Genomic DNA, 17331 nt, shown 5'->3' on the forward strand with positions numbered 1-17331 from the left:
CAATGCGCCCCATGGCCCTGAAACCGCGCATCCTCATTGTTGAAGACGAGTCCGGCATTGCCGACACGCTGCAGTACGTTTTATCCACCGACGGCTTTGCGCCCGTGTGGGCCAGCACTGCGGAAGACGCCATTCGCCTGTTCAGCGCCGAGTTGCCCGCGCTCGCCGTGTTGGACGTGGGCCTGCCCGACCTGAACGGCTTCGAACTCTTCCGCCGCCTGCAGGCCCTGCCAGGCGGCAACCAGGTGCCCATGCTGTTTCTGACCGCGCGCAGCGACGAGATCGACCGCGTGGTCGGTCTGGAGCTGGGCGCCGACGACTACATTGCCAAACCCTTCTCACCGCGCGAGCTGGTGGCCCGCGTGCGCACCATCCTGCGCCGCAGTGCGCGGCCGGGTACCACCGTCGCATCGGCAGCCCCAACAACCGCCCCCACTATCTGGGCGCTGGACGAAGAGCGCCACCAGATCCGCTTCTACGGCAAGGCGCTGGAACTGTCGCGCTACGAATACGGCGTGCTGCGCCTGCTGGTGCAAAAGCCCGGCCGCGTCTTCACGCGCGACGAGCTGCTACTGCAAGTCTGGGGTGGCGACAACGACAGCTTTGACCGCACGGTAGACGCCCACATCAAGACCCTGCGCGCCAAACTCAAACTCGTGGCCCCCGGCCACGACCCCATCCGCACCCTGCGCGGCAGTGGCTACGCGCTGAGCGAAGAACTGCCGGCCACGCCTTGAGCAAGCGCAGTCGCATCTTCTTCGGGCTGCTGCTGATCTACGCGATCGGCATGGCCGCTGTGCTCTACCGCGTGGTCAGCGACCTGGACCCGCGTTACCGCGAGTCCGCCGAAGAGTCCCTGGTGGAAACCTCGCAGCTGCTGGCCACGCTCATCGAGCAAGACGTGCGCGATGGCGCCATCGACACCGCGCGGCTGGACAGCCTGTTCAAGGCCGCCTACGCGCGCGAGTTCAGCGCCCAGATCTTCACCGTCACCAAAACCAAGGTGGAGCTGCGCGCCTACGTCACCGACCGCAACGGCACCGTGGTGTTTGACTCCACGGGCCAGTCGCAAGGCAAAGACTTTTCGCAGTGGCGCGATGTGCAGCTCACGCTCAAGGGCGAATACGGTGCCCGCACCACGCTGGACATTCCGGGCGACCCCAACTCCGCCGTCATGTACATGGCTGCCCCCGTGCGCTGGACCAACAACCCACAGGGCGCAGGCAGCGGCGAAATCATTGGCGCCGTCACCGTGGGCAAGCCGGTGCAAACCTTTGGCCAGTTTGTCGCGGCGGCCCGCAGCCGTACGCTCTACGCGGGGCTGATCTCGGTACTGGCCGTGCTGGTACTGGCCGTCATGGTATCTATGTGGCTGGTGCGGCCGTTTGGCCTGATTGCCGATTACGCGCGCTACATCAAGGCGCAACAGGGCTTCCACCCCGGCCGCCTGCTGCGCCGCGCCTGGGACCTGATGCGCGCCGCCTACGATGAGATGCGCGACGCGCTGGCCGGGCGCAACTACGTGGCCGACTACGTGCAAACCCTCACGCACGAAGTGAAGAGCCCGTTGTCCGCCATCCGCGGCGCAGCCGAGCTGCTGCAAGAGCCCATGGAAGAGGCCCAGCGCCAGCGCTTCCTCACCAACATCCAGCGCGAGACCCAGCGCATCCAGGAGATGGTGGACCGCATGATGGAACTCACCGCGCTGGAGACCCGCCGCGTGCTCGACAACGCCCAACCCGTGGCCCTGCTGCCCCTGCTGGACGAGCTGGCCCACGCCTCCCACAGCGTGGCCACCCAACGCGGCTGTCGCATCACCGTGGCCGCCAGCGAAGACGTGACGGTGGAGGCCGACCCCTTCCTGCTGCGCCGCGCCGTCAGCAACCTGCTGGACAACGCGCTGGACTTCTCTCCCGAGGGCGGCCACATCGAACTGGGCCTGCAAGTCCAAGGCCGCTGGGCCCAGATCACCGTCCGCGACCAAGGCCCCGGCATCCCCGGCTACGCACAGGACAAGGTGTTCGAGAAGTTCTACTCACTCGCACGGCCGCATTCCAAGAAAAAGAGCACGGGGCTGGGGTTGAGCTTTGTGAAGGAGATTGCTTCGCTGCACCGAGGCAGGGTGGAACTGGGGAACCGACAGGAAGCGGAAGGCACGGGGGCAAATGCTGTGCTGTGGTTGCCAAAGAGGGCTGATTGAAGTGTGACGACCTTCTGCAATGCAGCGGGAACAATCAAGCTGATGTCATATTCATTTCGCGGCGTTCAGATGCGTTAATCTTTTCTGCAATCTACGGCCCGCTAGAAAACTTCGAACACTAACGAAACCATGGAACAGTTCAGAGACTACTCCGACGAGCGTTTGCTTATTGGTTGTATCTACTGCGGAGCACAAGACAACACGCGCGAACATATTCCTTCACGTGTATTACTAGACAAACCGTATCCAGAGAATTTGCCAGTTGTTGGAGCCTGTCATGCTTGCAACAACGGATTTTCAAAAGATGAAGAGTACATCGCCTGCCTGGTTGAGTCAGTTATTGCGGGAACTACAACGCCTGGAAAAATACGACGTCCCACCGTCGCTGCCCTGCTGGAAAGATCGCCAATTCTGCGGGCTCGCATCGAAGCTGCCAAGACCGTCGACGGCGACAAAATTGTCTTCCAAGTCGAACACGAGAGGATACGGCGAGTTCTTCTAAAACTAGCGCGCTGTCATGCGGCCTACGAGTTAAAACAGGAATGCCGCGATGAGCCAACATCGATATGGTGGCAACCAATTGATGTGCTCACGGATACCTTTTTGGCGGAATTCAATTCTCACCATGCAATCCAAACATATGGGGAAATAGGATCACGTGGCATGCAACGATTGTGTGTGACAGAAGTCAAGTTGGAAGGCCCCAGTAGCGAACAAAAAGTTGTGCACTTGATTCTGAACAATTGGGTGGATGTTCAAGAAGGGCGCTATAGGTTCCAAGCAATAGATGACAGCGGAATAGTGCGAATCAAGATTGTCATCGGCGAGTACTTAGCCTGCGAAGTCAATTGGGAGCTTTGATGCGTCAACTGCTGAGGCAATCTACGTCGTCCAAGCGCTTCTTCACCCAGCTTTCACACAGACTTCACACAAGCCCCTAACCCCTTCAAACTGACTTCTCTCCCCGGCGGGATGCTCTCTCCACCGTGCAATACCGCACGCCGACTGGAGAAGCCCCATGGCACTTGTTGCTACCCACCCGGCCCCCGATGCCGCCGCTGAGCCCCCCGCCCGTCTGTCGCGCTGGCTCTGGCTAGCCACCACCACACTCTCCGCAGCCTGCTTTGTAGCGCTGGCCATCAGCCCCCCGGCCCACGCGCAAGACCGCGACGCAGCACCGCGCCTCAAAACCGAGAGCCCTTACTTTTTCGTCAAAAGCGACAACCCTGGCGTGGACCAGTTGCCGCTCAAATCCACGCAAGTGAATGTGAAGGTCAGCGGCGCGATTGCCGATGTGACCGTGGTGCAGACCTACAAGAACGAAGGCCAGCGTGCCATTGAGGCCAAGTACGTGTTCCCCGGCTCCACGCGTGCGGCAGTGCACGGCATGAACGTGCGCCTTGCGGACCGCTTGATCACCGCCAAGATCCGCGAGAAGCAGCAGGCCAAGATCGAATACGACGCGGCCAAGCAGGAAGGCAAGACCGCCGCGCTGCTGGAGCAGCACCTGCCCAATGTGTTCCAGATGAATGTGGCCAACATCATGCCCGGCGACGATGTGAAGGTGGAGCTGCGCTACACCGAACTGCTGTTGCCCACCGATGGCAACTACCAGTTCGTTTTCCCCACCGTGGTGGGCCCGCGCTACAACAGCCCGCAGAGCTCGCAAGCCAACGCCACATGGGTGGCCCAGCCCATCCTGCCCCAGGGCCAGAACACACCCACCAGTGCCGCAGCACCCGCGTTTGATATCCACATCACGCTGAACACGCCCATTGGTATGAAGGAAGTGCGCTCCAGCTCGCACACCATCAGCAGCTACACCGAGCAGGGTGGCGCCACCGTGGTGGGCCTGAACCCCACGGCCGAGCCGACCAACAACCGCGACTTCATCTTGAACTACCGCCTGGCGGGCGACAAGATCGAGACCGGCGTGATGCTCTACAAGGGCCAGGACGAGAACTTCTTCCTCGCCATGGTGGAGCCACCCAAGGCCCCGGCCGCCACGGCCATCACGCCGCGCGAGTACATCTTTGTGGTGGACATCTCGGGCTCCATGCACGGCTTTCCGCTGGACACGGCCAAAGTGGTGCTGCGCGAGCTGATTGGCGGCCTGCGTCCCAGCGACACCTTCAACGTGCTGCTGTTTTCGGGCAGCAACAACTTCCTGAGCCCGCAATCGGTGCCCGCCACCAAGGCGAATATCGACCAGGCTATCCGCACCATCGACAAGGAAGGCGGCGGTGGCAGCACCGAGCTGATTCCCGCGCTCAAGCGTGTGTATGCCCAGCCCAAGAACGCCGATGTGTCGCGCACTGTGGTGGTGGTGACCGACGGCTATGTGACCGTGGAGCGCGAAGCCTTTGAGCTGGTGCGCAACAACCTCTTCAGCGCCAACGTGTTTTCGTTCGGCATCGGCTCCAGCGTGAACCGCCACCTCATGGAAGGCCTGGCCCGTGCGGGCATGGGCGAACCCTTCATCATCACCCAACCCGCCGAGGCCGCCGAACAAGCCGCCCGCTTCCGCAAAATGATCGACTCCCCCGTGCTCACCAACGTGAAAGTGCGTTTTGAAGGCCTGGATGTGTACGACGTGGAACCCCGACAGCTGCCCGACCTGCTGGCCCAGCGCCCGCTCATCGTGTTTGGCAAGTGGAAAGGTGATGCCAAGGGCACGTTGATCGTGGACGGCAACTCCGCCAGCGGCCCGCTGCACTTCAGCATGCCCATCAATGCCGGCAATGCCACTGACACCGCCGCCCTGCGCCACCTGTGGGCCCGCCACCGCATTGCGGCACTCAGCGATCAGGAAGCCCTGGAAGGCGGCAGCGCCGCGAAAGACGCCATCACCGACCTGGGCCTGAAGTACAGCCTGCTAACCCAGTACACCAGCTTTCTGGCCGTGGACCAAGTGGTGCGCAACAAGGCGTCCGCCGACAGCCCCAGCGTGAACCAGCCCTCGCCGCTGCCACAGGGTGTGGAGAACTCGGCCCTGGGCGCCGAAGTGCCCAGCACACCCGAGCCTGCCACCTGGGGTGCGATCTTGGTGACGCTTTCGGTGCTGGCCATGCTGGCACACCGCCGCCGCCGCGCCGCCCTGCGCGCCCACCACTACACCAGCTAAGCAGGAGACTCGGCCATGGCACTGCCCCGCCTCTTGCACATGCCCCGCTTTGTGCGCTTTGGCATCGCGCTGGACACCGCGCCCGAATGGCGTTGGCTGGCCCTGCTGGCCCTGGCGCTGTGGCCCACCTGGTGGTGGATGGGCCAGCGCATGGTGGACGGCTCGGACGACCCGCTGGGGCTGCTGGCCCTGGCGGCCCTGGGCGGCGCGCTGTGGCAGCACCGCACGCACCTGCGCGCCGCGCCGCGCCTGGGCTTTCAGGTGACCGCGCTGGCCGGTGCCGTGCTCACCACGGCGCTGCATCAGCAGCTGCCGGACCTGGTGGTGGCGCTCATCGGCCTGCTGTCGGTGGCTGCGGGGCTCATCGCCTTTCTGCCCGCACGGGTAGCCACCGCACCAGTGCTGGGCCTGTCGGTGTTGTCGCTGCCGCTGCTCGCCTCGCTGCAGTTTTACGCGGGCTTTCCGCTGCGCGTGGTGACGGCGGAGATGAGCCGCTGGCTGCTGTCCATCGCCCATACGGTGGAGCGCACGGGCAGCAGCCTGGTGGTGGATGGCCAGCTCATCATCGTGGACGCACCGTGTTCGGGCGTGCAGATGGCGTGGCTGGGTTACTTCACGGCCTGCGTGGTGGCCTTGGCTACAGGCAAACCCAACAAAACCTTTCTGCTGCGCCTGCCCGTCGTGGGTGCACTCGTGTTGCTGGGCAATGTGTTGCGCAACACCGTGCTGGTGGCTACCCAAGCATCGGGCGCGCACCTGCCCGGCTGGGGCCATGACGCCGTGGGCCTGCTGGTGCTGGCCGCCGTGTGCGGTGGCATTGCGTGGGCCATGGGCCGCACAGGATCTTTGGAGCGCGCGACATCATGAACCTGTTGGAAAACCGTTTTCTGAACCGTGTGCTGCACAAGACGCTGTGGGCCGCGCTGCTGCCCGTGTGCGCACTGTGGGGCATTGGCCAAGCCGTGGCTGAACGCTCCACGCCACACGACACGAACACAGCCACGCAGAGCGTCGAACTGCCCACCGAATGGCAAGGCACACCGCTGCGCCCGCTGGCCCTTAGCGAAGTGGAGCTACGCTTTGCGCGCCACTTCCCCGGCACGCTGGCGCGCATGACGGATGGCCGCCAGGTGCTGGTGCTGCGCACCGTGAACCAGCCCACACGCATGCTGCACCCCGCCACCGACTGCTACCGCGGCCTGGGCTACCGCATCCGCAACGAGCAGCTGGAAGAACAAGCGGACAAGACCCGCTGGCGCTGCTTTGTGGCCGACCGCGGCGGCCGTGCCGTGCGCGTGTGTGAACGCATTGAAGACGCGCAGGGCCAGGGCTTTACCGATGCCTCCGCCTGGTACTGGGCCTCGGCCGCGGGCCAGTCCACGGGGCCGTGGAAGGCCATCACCGTGGCCACCCCGCTTTAAACCTGTTTTTAAGCCTACTGTGTTCTTGCAAGGATGATGTTGTGCGCAAACTGTTGTGGGCCACGGCCCGGATTTTGGTGTTTACCGCAGTGCTGGCCATGCTGGGCCTGAGCGCCCTGCTGTTCACGGCGCGCGCCATCGTGCGCCCGGCGCCGGGGGACTGGGCTACTACGCTGCGCGTCGGCCCGCTGACCATGAACGTGGGTGTGGCCGCGCTCGTGCAGTGGGGCAGCACGCCCTGGATTGCCAAGCAGCTACACGGCCGCACGCTGCCTACGCGCCTGGGCGATGTGCACCTGGCGTGGGACGAGGCCACCCAGCAACTCAGCCTGCACTGCCAACCCTGCACGCTGCGCAGCAGCAGCTGGGGCGGCGAGCCACTGCGCCTGCAAGACGTACGCATGACCGTGCGCCGCAACGCCACCGAGCTGCGTGGCACGCTGCAAAGCGGCGCCGTTACCGCCACCTGGCATGGCACACTGCGTCCCACGGGCATCACGTTGCACATCGATGTGCCCAGTACACCGGTGGTCGATGGTTACGCGCTGTTTGCCAACGCCATCCCCGAGGTCACCACCGCGCAGATCGATGGCACGTTTTCGCTGAAGGCCACGCTGGAGTTGCCCGGCAAGGCGCTGACCGTGCAGCCGCGCCTGGACGGCATGGCCGTGCAAGGCCTGGGCACCGAGGCCTGGGGGCAGGCGCAAAGCCAATGCAGCCAGGGCCTGCCCGTGGCCATGGCGAAGGCCACGCTGCGCGCCGACAGCCTGCTGGCCCGCGCCGTGCTGGCTGCTGAAGACCAGCGCTTTTACGAACACCCCGGCTACGACCTGGTGGAGATGAACAAGGCCCTGCGCAGCAACCAGGCCGAAGACGCCACCCTGCGCGGCGCCAGCACCCTGTCGCAGCAGGTGGCCAAGCTGCTGGTCACGGGCGGCGAGCGTTCGCCCGTGCGCAAACTGCGTGAGCTGCTCTACGCAGTGGAGATGGAGCAAACCCTGGGCAAGGCCCGCATCCTGCGCCTGTACCTGGACCACGCGCCCTGGGGTGCCACCGTGTGCGGCGCGCAGGCCGCGGCCCATACCTACTTTGGCAAACGCGCCGACCAGCTCACTGCTGCCCAGGCCGTGTGGCTGGCTGCCATGCTGCACAACCCGGCGCTGGAAGCCCAGCGCTGGAAGGCGCGTGGCAGCATCAACCTGGAGCGCGCCCAGTGGGTAGCCGCCAGCCTGCGGCCCCTGCCCAAGCGCGACCGGGCGGCGTTGGCGGAAGCACTGCCAACATTGGTGTGGGTGCGCAATTAAGCGTGTTTCAGGACTCTAGCCCCCGTCACATCTGCGCCAGCAGCTATCAAAACAGGAGCGACTTGTCGAAGCGTGGGGTTGAACTCGGCAACCAGCGCATCCAGGAACACGCGTGTGCGGGCCGGCATCAGCCGCCGCCCGGGGAACACCGCCCACACGGGGTAGCTGGGTTGCGTCCAATCCGCCAGCACCGGCACCAGCGCGCCGCTTGCCACATAGGGCGCAGCAAAGTGCTCGTTGACCGAGGCGATGCCGACCCCGCCGCGTGCCAGGCGGGTCAGCAGTTCTGGCGAGTTGGCCCGGGCCCGCGCCGGCGGCACGCCCTCCCAGCGTGATTCGCCCCGGGTCAGCACCCAGGGCAGCGGATCAACGCCGCAGAGCAGTTGCAGGGTGTCGTGCTCCATCAGCGCTTCGGGCTCGGTCGGCGCACCGTGTTTTGCTAGGTAGCTGGGGGACGCATACAAGCGGTGCGAGAACACGGCGATGCGGCGCGCGGCCAGCGAAGCGTCATCGGCCAGGTCGCCCATGCGCACGGTGACGTCAAAGTTCTCACCGATCAGGTCCACCTTGCGCGGCGACAAATCCAGCTCCAGCGAGATGGCCGGGTAGCACAGGGCGAACTCCGCCAGCACCCCACTGAGCAGCATGGTGGCGAAGTCGCCCGGCAGTGACACCCGTAGCCGCCCGCTCGGCTCCACCTGCCGGTGTTGCGCCAGCTGCACCGCCGCGTCCACCTCGTCGGCCACCTGCCGCGCATGGGTCAGCATGCTGTGGCCGAAATCGGTGAGCACCAGTTTGCGGGTGGTCCGGTGCAGCATGCGCTCGCCCAGCTGGGTTTCCAGGGCCGCCAATCTGCGCGACACGGTCGATTTGGGCAGGCCCAGCCGCTCGCCAGCGCGGCTGAAGCTGCCCTCTTCCACCACCCGGGCAAAGAGCAGCAAGTCGTTGGGTTCGATCTGGTTCATGGCGGCCACCGTTTCTGCAGTGGAACAATGTTATCCATTTCAATGCCTTCCGGATTGATTTCGGGATAACTACAGTGCGGCCATCACCACCCACCGGAAGGAATCCACCATGAACATCCTGCAAATCAACTCCAGCGCGCGCAGCACCGGCTCCCACTCCACCCAGCTGGCCAACGACATCGCCCAGCGTCTGCTAGCCAGCCACCCCGGCGCCACCCGCACGCTGCGCGACCTGGGCCGCACCCCGCACCCGGTGTTTGACGAAGCCGTGCTGCAAGCCCTGTTCACCCCCGCCGACCAGCGCAGCCCCGCGCAAGACGCGCTGGTGGCGCAGGGCGACGCGCTGATTGCCGAGCTGCTGGCTGCCGACGTGCTGGTGCTGGGCGTACCGATGTACAACTTTGGCGTGCCCGCCGCGCTGAAAAACTGGATCGACGGGATCGCCCGCACCGGCGTCACCTTCACGTACACCGAGAAGGGCCCGGTCGGCCTAGTGCAGGGCAAGAGAGTCTACGTGGCGCTGGCCCGCGGCGGCCTGTACCGTGACACGCCGGCCGACACGCAAGTACCGTTCCTCACAACCGTGCTCGGCTTCCTGGGCATGACCGACGTGCAGTTCATCTACGCCGAAGGCCTGAACATGGGCCCGGAGGCGGAGAAAAAGGCCCTGGCCTCGGCGGCGGTGCAGATCGAGGCTGTGCTGGTCTGAGCTTGTTGCGAGAGATCAGGCGCGGCAGCATCGCCAGGGCCGCACAGTATCACTATCAAAACAATAGCTGCTCGCGCATATTCCACGCGGGGTGGACTCAACTATTGCGTTAAGCCCTTTGCCGCTTGCGAAATTCTGCCGGGGTACAGCCAACTTCGCGCTTGAAGAACTTGCTGAAGTTGGTGGGCTCGTCGAAACCTAGTTTCTCGGCAATCGTGGCGACGGGCATGTCCAAATGCACTAGCAGGCGCTTTGCCTCCAGATTGATACGCGCGGCGATGAAGGCTTTGGCTGTTGTGCCTGCCGCCGCGGCCACTGCGCGCGCCAGGCTCTTTTCGGTGTAGCCGAGCTGGCTGGCATAGTCGGCCACCTGGTGCCATTGCGCGAAACGCGTGTCCACCAGCTGCTGAAACCGCTGGAAACGTTGCGATGCAGGTGATACCAGCTGCTCCTGCGTCTGTCGTCTGCCTTGCAGAATACTCAAGCGCGTCAAGAGCGTATGGAGCTGATGGCGCAGCAAGGTGTGCACGTCTTCCTGCGGCGCGTCGATCAGCGTGTCCTCGCGCATCTGCTGAAACAAGTCCGTTGCCTTGCGCAGCTCTTGGTCACTGAGGACCATGTGTTCGGGCAGCCTCTCCAAATCCAGCGCGAGCTTGAGATCGTGCGAGGTGGTTGAAACCGGCAAGACAAATTCAGGGCGGAACAGCAGGTTCCAGCCGTCCCAATCCTGATCTTGTCCGTAGTTGTGGGCTTGGCCCGCTCGCACCACCAGCAGCGACCCCGGCGCACAGGCAATCGACTTGAAGTCCACCAGCTGGGTGCTGGTGCCCTGCGTGACACACACCACTGTGTGGAAATCGTACCGATGGGTGACGCGCAATTGTTCCTTGGCCCGATGTCTGAGATCGGCCATCGAAAAGACTTCCAGGTCGAGTTGATTGGGCGTTTGTGGTCGATAGCCCAGGCGTTGAATATCCGTGTTCATCTTGGTTATTTCCTGTACTCGGACTGTAAATCCTCAATTCCATTGTCCTAACAAAATGTCCCATAAGTATCAGAGATAGTCGCATAAATACCGCTATAAATCCCCTGCATTGTCCAATAATTACCCACCGACAAACAAAACAGCTCTCAACCGAATCAACGAATAAATATGACGCAAGCAGAAACAAACAAACTCATAGTGACCACGGCTTACCAAAGAATTTTTGGGGACTTGGACATCACGGGTGTGGACGCGCATTTGAGTGCGGACTTCATTCAACACAACCCAACGACGGCGGATGGTCCAGAAGGCGTCAAGGCACTGGTTCAAATGCTGATCGCCCAAGGCGTTCCAAAACAAAAATGCACGTTCAGGCACGTAGTCGCTGAAGGCGACATTGTTTTCCTGCATTCCCGTTACGAAATGGCGGGAAAGGAGTGGCGCTTTATCGACATCTATCGCATAGCGAATGGAAAGTTAGCCGAGCACTGGGACGCCATGATGGCTATGCCCGATGTGCGGGGCAATAACAACCCGATGTTCTAACTGGCCGTTCTGCCCATGAAAACCACCACCTGCCGCAGCCTGCTCGGCATTCTCTTTCTCGCCACCAGCCTTGCCGGGGGCACCACTCCAGCACTGGCACAACTTTCTTCCACAACCGCATCTCCCAAGGAACGCACCATGAACACCATCGACATCGCCAAGACCTATATCAAGGCCGTACAAACTAACGACCAAGCCACGCTGGGCAGCATCATTTCGCCCGACGTGATCTGGCACCAGCCGGGCAAGAACCGGTTTTCCGGCACCCATCGGGGCATGGCGTCTGTCGGCCCGATGCTGGGGGCGATGATGGAAGTGTCCAAAGGCACGTTCGCCATCACCCGCGCCGATCACTACATGGCCAACGGCGACTGGGTCGCCATAACCATCGAATTTGCGGGCGAGGCCAATGGCCTCAAGATGAAGCAAGCGGGGGTGGATTTGATTCGCATCGAGGGCGGCAAGATCGTCGAAGTCAAGCTGTTCTCCAGCGACCAAGCGCAAGAGGACGCTTTCTGGGGCCAGTGACCCGCATGGTGCCGCCCCTCATGCCATCTGCGAGTTCAGTACCTGCAAGATGAAGTACTAGGGGAGCAGGGCGGCCACGCCTTCACGCACCAGTTCCACCAGCTCAGGGTCCATGTAGCGGTAGTCGTCCGGAATATCCAACACGTGGATGGGCTTGCCCTGCAGCAGCTCCCGAAAGCTGGCCTTGAGCTGGGCGACGTGCTTGTCCTCCATCACGCACACCGCGTCTGCCCACAGGATGTCCGCCTCGGACACCGGGTGGCGGGCATTGCGGCTGGTGCCGCCGGAGCGCACCGACAGGCCTGGGTGCTTGCGCCAGACCTGTTCGGCGGTGGGGCTACGCCACTGGTTGCGGCTGCAGACAAAAAGTAGGTTCATGGGAGGCTGTGGCTCGGAGTTAGGGGCATTTTAGGCCTCTAGCCCCCGTGGAATGTGCGCGAGCAGCTATCAAACTAGTAGCAACCTGCACCAAGGAGCAACCCCGCGCTGCACCAAATCAAACACTGAATCCGCTCCGGCGAATGTTGCAACGCACAAATCCGGTGCATTTTGTACACAATTCTGCAAAAACATTGTGTACAAAGTTGGCACAGGCTTTGCGTAAGTGTTGGCATGAACGCCACCACCACACTGCAGGCCGCGGCCATCGAGGTCGTAGGACTGAGCAAACGCTACGCCCAGGGCAAGCCTGCCGTGGACAACATCAACCTGCGCATTGCCAGCGGCAGCTACTGCTGCCTGCTGGGCCCCTCGGGCTGCGGCAAGAGCACCACGCTGCGCATGATTGCGGGGCACGAGTCAGCCACCGGCGGTGACATCCTGCTGGAGAACCGCAACATCACCGACCTGCCCGCTGCCGAGCGCGGCACGGCCATGATGTTCCAGAGCTTTGCGCTGTTTCCCCACCTGACGGCGCTGGACAACGTGGCCTTCAGCCTGAAGATGAAGGGCGTGGACAAGCTGGAACGCCAGGCCAAGGCGCAGGACCTGCTGCAGCGCGTGGCCATGGGCCACCTGGCAGACCGCAAACCGGCCGAACTGTCGGGCGGCCAGCAGCAGCGCGTGGCCCTGGCGCGTGCCCTGATCACCCAGCCGCGCGTGCTGCTGCTGGACGAACCGCTCTCCGCGCTCGACCCCTTCCTGCGCATCCAGATGCGTGCCGAGCTGCGCCGCTGGCAAAAGGAGCTGGGGCTGACCTTCATCCACGTCACCCACAGCCAGGAAGAGGCCATGGCCCTGGCCGACACCATGGTGGTGATGAACCACGGTGTGATCGAGCAGGTGGGCAGCCCGCACGAGGTCTACAACAAGCCCGCCAGTGAGTTTGTCGCGCGCTTCATGGGCGGCCACAACGTGCTGGAAACCCCGGGCGGCAAGATTGGGGTGCGCACCGACCAGATGCAGGTCACCCCCGCCACCAGCGCCAACACCGATGCCCCGCACACCAAGCGCGCCGTCATCACCGATGTGGAGTACCAGGGCACCTATGTGCTGCTGGGCCTACAAAACCCCGGCGTAGCCCACACCGCGCACACCACGGCCGAGATCTCGGTGATGGTGTCCGAGGCCACCTTTGCCCAGCGGCCCTACGCCGTGGGCGAGACCGTGCAGCTGAGCTGGGCACCCGGCGCTGCACACCCGCTGGCGTACTGAGTTCTCCCTGTCTTCGCAAGAAGTTTTTAACCCCCTCCCGACCCTCTCTAAGGAGTTTTCCCATGGCTGACGATCTGAAAGACACCCTCTCCACTGCCGCGCCCATGCAACGCCGCAGCCTGCTCAAAGGCACCGCCGGTATCCTGGCCGCGGGCGTGTTCCCCGCCGTGCATTCAGCCGAACCCATCGTGCTGCGCTACCTGGGCACCGCGGTGAACCAGGACAAGGCGATTGCGGAAAAGTTTGAAAAAGACACCGGCATCAAGATCCAGTACGTGGCCGTGACCACCGACGACGTGACCAAGCGCGCCGTCACCGCACCCAACAGCTTCGACCTGATTGACTCCGAGTACTTCTCGCTCAAGAACATCGTGCCCACGGGCAACCTCAAGGGCATCGACACCAAGCGCATCAAGAACGCTGACAAGATCACCAGCCTGTTCACCACCGGCATGGTGGGCGGCAAGGCCGTGGGCGACCAAGGCACCGCTCCTAAAAAGGTGATCTACCTCGAAGGCGAAAAGAGCAAGGTCTTCGCCAAGAGCCCCACCCAGTACATGAGCCTGATCCCCACCGTGTACAACGCCGACACACTGGGCATTCGCCCCGACCTGATCAAGCGCCCCATCTCTTCCTGGGCCGAGCTGCTGAATCCCGAATTCAAGGGCAAGGCCGCCATCCTGAACATCCCCTCCATCGGCATCATGGACGCGGCCATGGTGGTGGAAGCCATGGGCATCTACAAGTACCCCGACAAGGGCAACATGACGAAGAAGGAAATTGACCTGACGATCAAGACCCTGATCGACGCCAAGAAGCAAGGCCAGTTCCGCAGCCTGTGGAAAGACTTCAACGAGTCCGTCAACCTGATGGCCTCCGGCGAAGTGGTGATCCAGTCGATGTGGTCCCCTGCCGTCACCGCCGTGCGCACCAAAGGCATTGCCTGCAACTTCCAGCCACTCAAAGAGGGTTATCGCGCCTGGGCATCCGGCTTCGGCCTACCCGCCACCCTGTCGGGCAAAAAGCTGGACGGTGCCTACGAGTTCATCAACTGGTTCCTGGACGGCTGGGCCGGTGCCTACCTCAACCGCCAGGGCTACTACAGCGCCGTGCTGGACACCGCCAAGGCCAAGATGGAAGCCTACGAGTGGGCCTACTGGATGGAAGGCAAACCCGCCACGCAAGACATCAAGAGCCCCAACGGCGATGTGCTGGCCAAGAAGGGCGAAAGCCGCGACGGCGGCAGCTACGAAGCCCGCATGGGTGGCATCGCCTGCTGGAATGCCGTGATGGACGAAAACGCCTACATGGTCCAGAAATGGAACGAGTTCGTCGCAGCATAACTACCTGCCAGCCAAGGAAGTGAAAACACCATGAGCGCACCTTCAGCACCCTCACTTCCGGCGGCATCTGCCCCGGGCCGCACCCTCGCGGCCTGGTGGCAGGCTCTGCCGCTCACCACGGTGTTTGCGCTCTTCTTTTTGATTCCATTGGCCCTGGTGCTGATGGTGAGTTTCTGGGACTACAACCAGTACGAGATGCTGCCCGGCTTCACGTTCAAGAACTACGTGGCCATCTTCGACGGCTGCCTGTCGCGCAACGAGACGGGTGACCTGTGCGTCACCGTCAAGACCTATCTGTCCACCTTCAAGTTCAGCCTGCTGGTGTGGCTGCTCACGCTGGTCATTGGCTTCACGGTGTCCTACTTCCTGGCCTTCCACGTCAAGTCCAGCGGTGTGCAGGTGGTGCTGTTTGTGCTGTGCACCATCCCGTTCTGGACGTCCAACGTGATCCGCATGATTGCCTGGGTGCCGCTGTTGGGGCGCAATGGCCTGGTCAACGATGCACTCATGACCATGGGCATGGTGAACAAGCCCGTGGAGTGGCTGCTGTTCTCCGACTTCTCGGTGGTGCTGGCCTTTGTGCACCTGTTCACCACCTTCATGATCGTGCCCATCTTCAACAGCATGATGCGCATCGACCGCAGCCTGATCGAGGCCGCCAGCGACAGCGGTGCCACCGCCTGGCAAACGCTGTGGAACGTCATCGTGCCGCTGTGCCGCACCGGCATCATCATCGGCTCCATCTTCGTCATCACCATCGTGATGGGCGACTTCGTCACCATCGGCGTCATGGGCGGGCAGCAAATTGCCTCGGTGGGCAAGATCATCCAGGTGCAGACGTCCTACCTGCAGTTCCCGCTGGCTGCGGCCAATGCAGTGGTGCTCTTGAGCCTGGTGCTCATGATCATCTGGGCGCTCACGCGCATGGTCGACATCCGCAAGGAGCTCTGAGATGCACAAAGAAAACCGCTCCGCCGCTTTCTGGTTCTTGGCCCTGTTCTTTGCGGCCTACGTGCTGTTCCTCTACGGGCCCATGCTGGTCATTGTGGTGCTGAGTTTTCAGGGTCCCGAGGGCGGCCTGACCTTCCCCATGCGCGGCCTCTCGCTGCACTGGTTCCACAAACTCGCCGAGGGCCTGGGCGTGGTGGACATTGGCGCTGCACTCTACCGCTCGCTGGGCCTGGGCCTCACCGTCATGGCCTTCACCATCGTGTTCTCGGTGCTGGCGGGCCTGGCGTTTCGCAAGAAGCTGCGCGGTGGTCACCTGCTGTTCTTCACGGTGGTGGCCAGCCTCATCATGCCGTCCATCATCGTGTCGCTGGGCATTGGGCTGGAGTTCCGCTTGCTCGATGGCAGCATCAAGAAAGTGATGGAAGCCTTTGGCATGGACGGCGTGCTGGAGAACTACGGCACCGCCCTGGGCATTTACACCTCCGCCCTGGGCGCCCACCTGACATGGACGCTGCCCTTTGGCCTGCTCATCATGTTTGCCATCTTCAACCGCTTCAACCCCGCGTACGAAGAAGCCGCGCGTGATCTGGGTGCCACGCCCTGGCAAGGCTTTCGCCACGTGGTGCTGCCGCTGATTGCGCCCTCTGTGGTGGGTATTGGTATGTTCGGCTTCACGCTGAGCTGGGATGAGATTGCCCGCACCTCGCAGGCCATTGGTGATGTGAACACGCTCCCGCTGGAACTGCAAGGCCTCACCACCACGGTGACCACGCCCTCCATCTATGCGCTGGGCACCGTGACCATGGTGGTATCGTTTCTGGTGATGGGGCTGGCCGTGGGCCTGTCCAAACTGCTGGCGAGAAAACCAGCCAACCGGCGGACTGCATGACTGATTTTGTCGCACTGACAGAAAACGAGATTTACGAGCGCATGGTGGCCACCATCCTGGACCACCGCCTGCCCCCAGGCACCAAGCTCATTGAGGAAAAACTGGCCAGTGCCTTCGGCGTGTCACGCACCCGTGTGCGGCCCGTGCTGGTGCGCCTGGCGAACGAGCAGATCGTCACGCTCACGCCCAACCGCGGCGCCACCGTCGCCCAGCCCACCGAGAAAGAGGCGCGCGAGGTGTTTGAAGTGCGCCGCATGATTGAGCCCACGCTGATCGAATGCTTCATCGCCAGCGCCACGGCTGACGACATTGCCGTACTGACCCAGTGCATCAACGATGAGGAAGCCGCACGCGCCGCCGGCGACATGCGCCGCGCCATCCGCCTCTCGGGTGATTTTCATCTGCACATTGCCAATGCGTCGGACCACCAGACGCTGGGCCGCATCCTGCGGGAGCTGGTGTCGCGCACCTCGCTGATCCTCATGACCTACAGCAACAACCACACGCAGGCGCGGGTGGAAGCCACCTCCTGCGGCTGCGACGAACACCGCGCGCTGCTGGACGCCATTCGCCTGCGCGACCCGCGTGAGGCCGCACGCCTGATGCGCGATCACCTGGCGCAGCTGGAGACCCAGCTGCAGTTCACCGCCGCCGAGGAAGTGGCACCCGACCTGGCGTCGCTGTTTGGTGGTGCGCCCACGGGCTCCTGAGCG

18 protein-coding genes are annotated in these 17331 nt (G+C 63.0%); 15 read left to right on the top strand and 3 right to left on the bottom strand.

Annotation, left to right across the window (positions count from 1 at the left end):
- Positions 1-11: 11 nt before the first annotated feature.
- The 7 genes from creB to AC097R_RS01700 all read left to right on the top strand — a co-directional run bounded on the left by creB (position 12) and on the right by AC097R_RS01700 (position 8049).
- Complete coding sequence (gene creB / locus AC097R_RS01670) at positions 12-737, top strand: two-component system response regulator CreB (RefSeq protein WP_479595865.1); 726 nt, start codon at positions 12-14, stop codon at positions 735-737.
- The gene (gene creC, locus AC097R_RS01675) at positions 734-2200 is read left to right on the top strand and encodes a two-component system sensor histidine kinase CreC (RefSeq protein ID WP_479595866.1); all 1467 of its coding nucleotides are present in this window, start codon (positions 734-736) and stop codon (positions 2198-2200) included. The genes creB and creC overlap by 4 nt, the downstream gene beginning before the upstream one ends.
- Positions 2201-2329: 129 nt before the next feature.
- On the top strand, positions 2330-3061 hold the full coding sequence (locus AC097R_RS01680; protein ID WP_479595867.1) for a hypothetical protein: 732 nt from the start codon (positions 2330-2332) through the stop codon (positions 3059-3061).
- Between the two features lie 157 nt (positions 3062-3218).
- A complete protein-coding gene (locus AC097R_RS01685; RefSeq protein ID WP_479595868.1) occupies positions 3219-5324 on the top strand; it encodes a VIT and vWA domain-containing protein in 2106 nt (701 codons plus the stop codon).
- A gap of 15 nt (positions 5325-5339) precedes the next feature.
- Positions 5340-6191 (top strand): exosortase Q, encoded by an 852-nt coding sequence (xrtQ, locus tag AC097R_RS01690; protein ID WP_479595869.1) that lies wholly within the window; start codon positions 5340-5342, stop codon positions 6189-6191.
- On the top strand, positions 6188-6745 hold the full coding sequence (locus AC097R_RS01695) for a hypothetical protein (RefSeq protein WP_479595870.1): 558 nt from the start codon (positions 6188-6190) through the stop codon (positions 6743-6745). The genes xrtQ and AC097R_RS01695 overlap by 4 nt, the downstream gene beginning before the upstream one ends.
- 41 nt (positions 6746-6786) lie before the next feature.
- Complete coding sequence (locus AC097R_RS01700) at positions 6787-8049, top strand: biosynthetic peptidoglycan transglycosylase (protein ID WP_479595871.1); 1263 nt, start codon at positions 6787-6789, stop codon at positions 8047-8049.
- On the opposite strand, the gene AC097R_RS01705 is transcribed toward AC097R_RS01700, so the two are convergent.
- Entirely contained in the window at positions 8046-9014 is a 969-nt protein-coding gene (locus tag AC097R_RS01705; RefSeq protein WP_479595872.1) for a LysR family transcriptional regulator, read from the bottom strand. The genes AC097R_RS01700 and AC097R_RS01705 overlap by 4 nt on opposite strands.
- 109 nt (positions 9015-9123) lie before the next feature.
- On the opposite strand from AC097R_RS01705, the gene AC097R_RS01710 reads away from it, so the two are divergent.
- Positions 9124-9723: an FMN-dependent NADH-azoreductase gene (locus AC097R_RS01710; RefSeq protein ID WP_479595873.1), complete on the top strand. Its 600-nt coding sequence runs from the start codon at positions 9124-9126 to the stop codon at positions 9721-9723.
- A gap of 109 nt (positions 9724-9832) precedes the next feature.
- Here the strand turns inward: AC097R_RS01710 and AC097R_RS01715 are convergent, their stop codons facing one another.
- Positions 9833-10708, bottom strand: coding sequence for an AraC family transcriptional regulator (locus AC097R_RS01715; protein ID WP_479595874.1), 876 nt, complete (start codon positions 10706-10708; stop codon positions 9833-9835).
- A 168-nt stretch (positions 10709-10876) separates the two neighbouring features.
- Between AC097R_RS01715 and AC097R_RS01720 the strand changes: the two genes are divergently transcribed.
- Together AC097R_RS01720 and AC097R_RS01725 are read left to right on the top strand one after the other, a co-directional pair.
- A complete protein-coding gene (locus tag AC097R_RS01720) occupies positions 10877-11254 on the top strand; it encodes a nuclear transport factor 2 family protein (protein WP_479595875.1) in 378 nt (125 codons plus the stop codon).
- Positions 11255-11269: 15 nt separating this feature from the next.
- Positions 11270-11782 carry a nuclear transport factor 2 family protein gene (locus AC097R_RS01725; RefSeq protein ID WP_479595876.1) on the top strand — a complete coding sequence of 171 codons (513 nt, stop codon included), beginning with the start codon at positions 11270-11272 and terminating at the stop codon, positions 11780-11782.
- 57 nt (positions 11783-11839) lie between these two features.
- On the opposite strand, the gene AC097R_RS01730 is transcribed toward AC097R_RS01725, so the two are convergent.
- Positions 11840-12160, bottom strand: coding sequence for a low molecular weight protein tyrosine phosphatase family protein (locus tag AC097R_RS01730; protein WP_479595877.1), 321 nt, complete (start codon positions 12158-12160; stop codon positions 11840-11842).
- A gap of 234 nt (positions 12161-12394) precedes the next feature.
- On the opposite strand from AC097R_RS01730, the gene AC097R_RS01735 reads away from it, so the two are divergent.
- The 5 genes from AC097R_RS01735 to AC097R_RS01755 all read left to right on the top strand — a co-directional run bounded on the left by AC097R_RS01735 (position 12395) and on the right by AC097R_RS01755 (position 17328).
- Positions 12395-13435 (top strand): ABC transporter ATP-binding protein, encoded by a 1041-nt coding sequence (locus AC097R_RS01735; protein ID WP_479595878.1) that lies wholly within the window; start codon positions 12395-12397, stop codon positions 13433-13435.
- A 62-nt stretch (positions 13436-13497) separates the two neighbouring features.
- Positions 13498-14778 (top strand): ABC transporter substrate-binding protein, encoded by a 1281-nt coding sequence (locus AC097R_RS01740; RefSeq protein ID WP_479595879.1) that lies wholly within the window; start codon positions 13498-13500, stop codon positions 14776-14778.
- Positions 14779-14808: 30 nt separating this feature from the next.
- Positions 14809-15729, top strand: coding sequence for an ABC transporter permease (locus tag AC097R_RS01745; protein ID WP_479595880.1), 921 nt, complete (start codon positions 14809-14811; stop codon positions 15727-15729).
- A gap of 1 nt (position 15730) precedes the next feature.
- Positions 15731-16618: an ABC transporter permease gene (locus AC097R_RS01750; RefSeq protein WP_479595881.1), complete on the top strand. Its 888-nt coding sequence runs from the start codon at positions 15731-15733 to the stop codon at positions 16616-16618.
- Positions 16615-17328 carry a GntR family transcriptional regulator gene (locus tag AC097R_RS01755; RefSeq protein ID WP_479595882.1) on the top strand — a complete coding sequence of 238 codons (714 nt, stop codon included), beginning with the start codon at positions 16615-16617 and terminating at the stop codon, positions 17326-17328. Before AC097R_RS01750 ends, AC097R_RS01755 begins: the two co-directional genes overlap by 4 nt.
- Positions 17329-17331: the final 3 nt, after the last annotated feature.

It is taken from the genome of Rhodoferax sp. ZS1R25 (genome assembly GCF_056521335.1).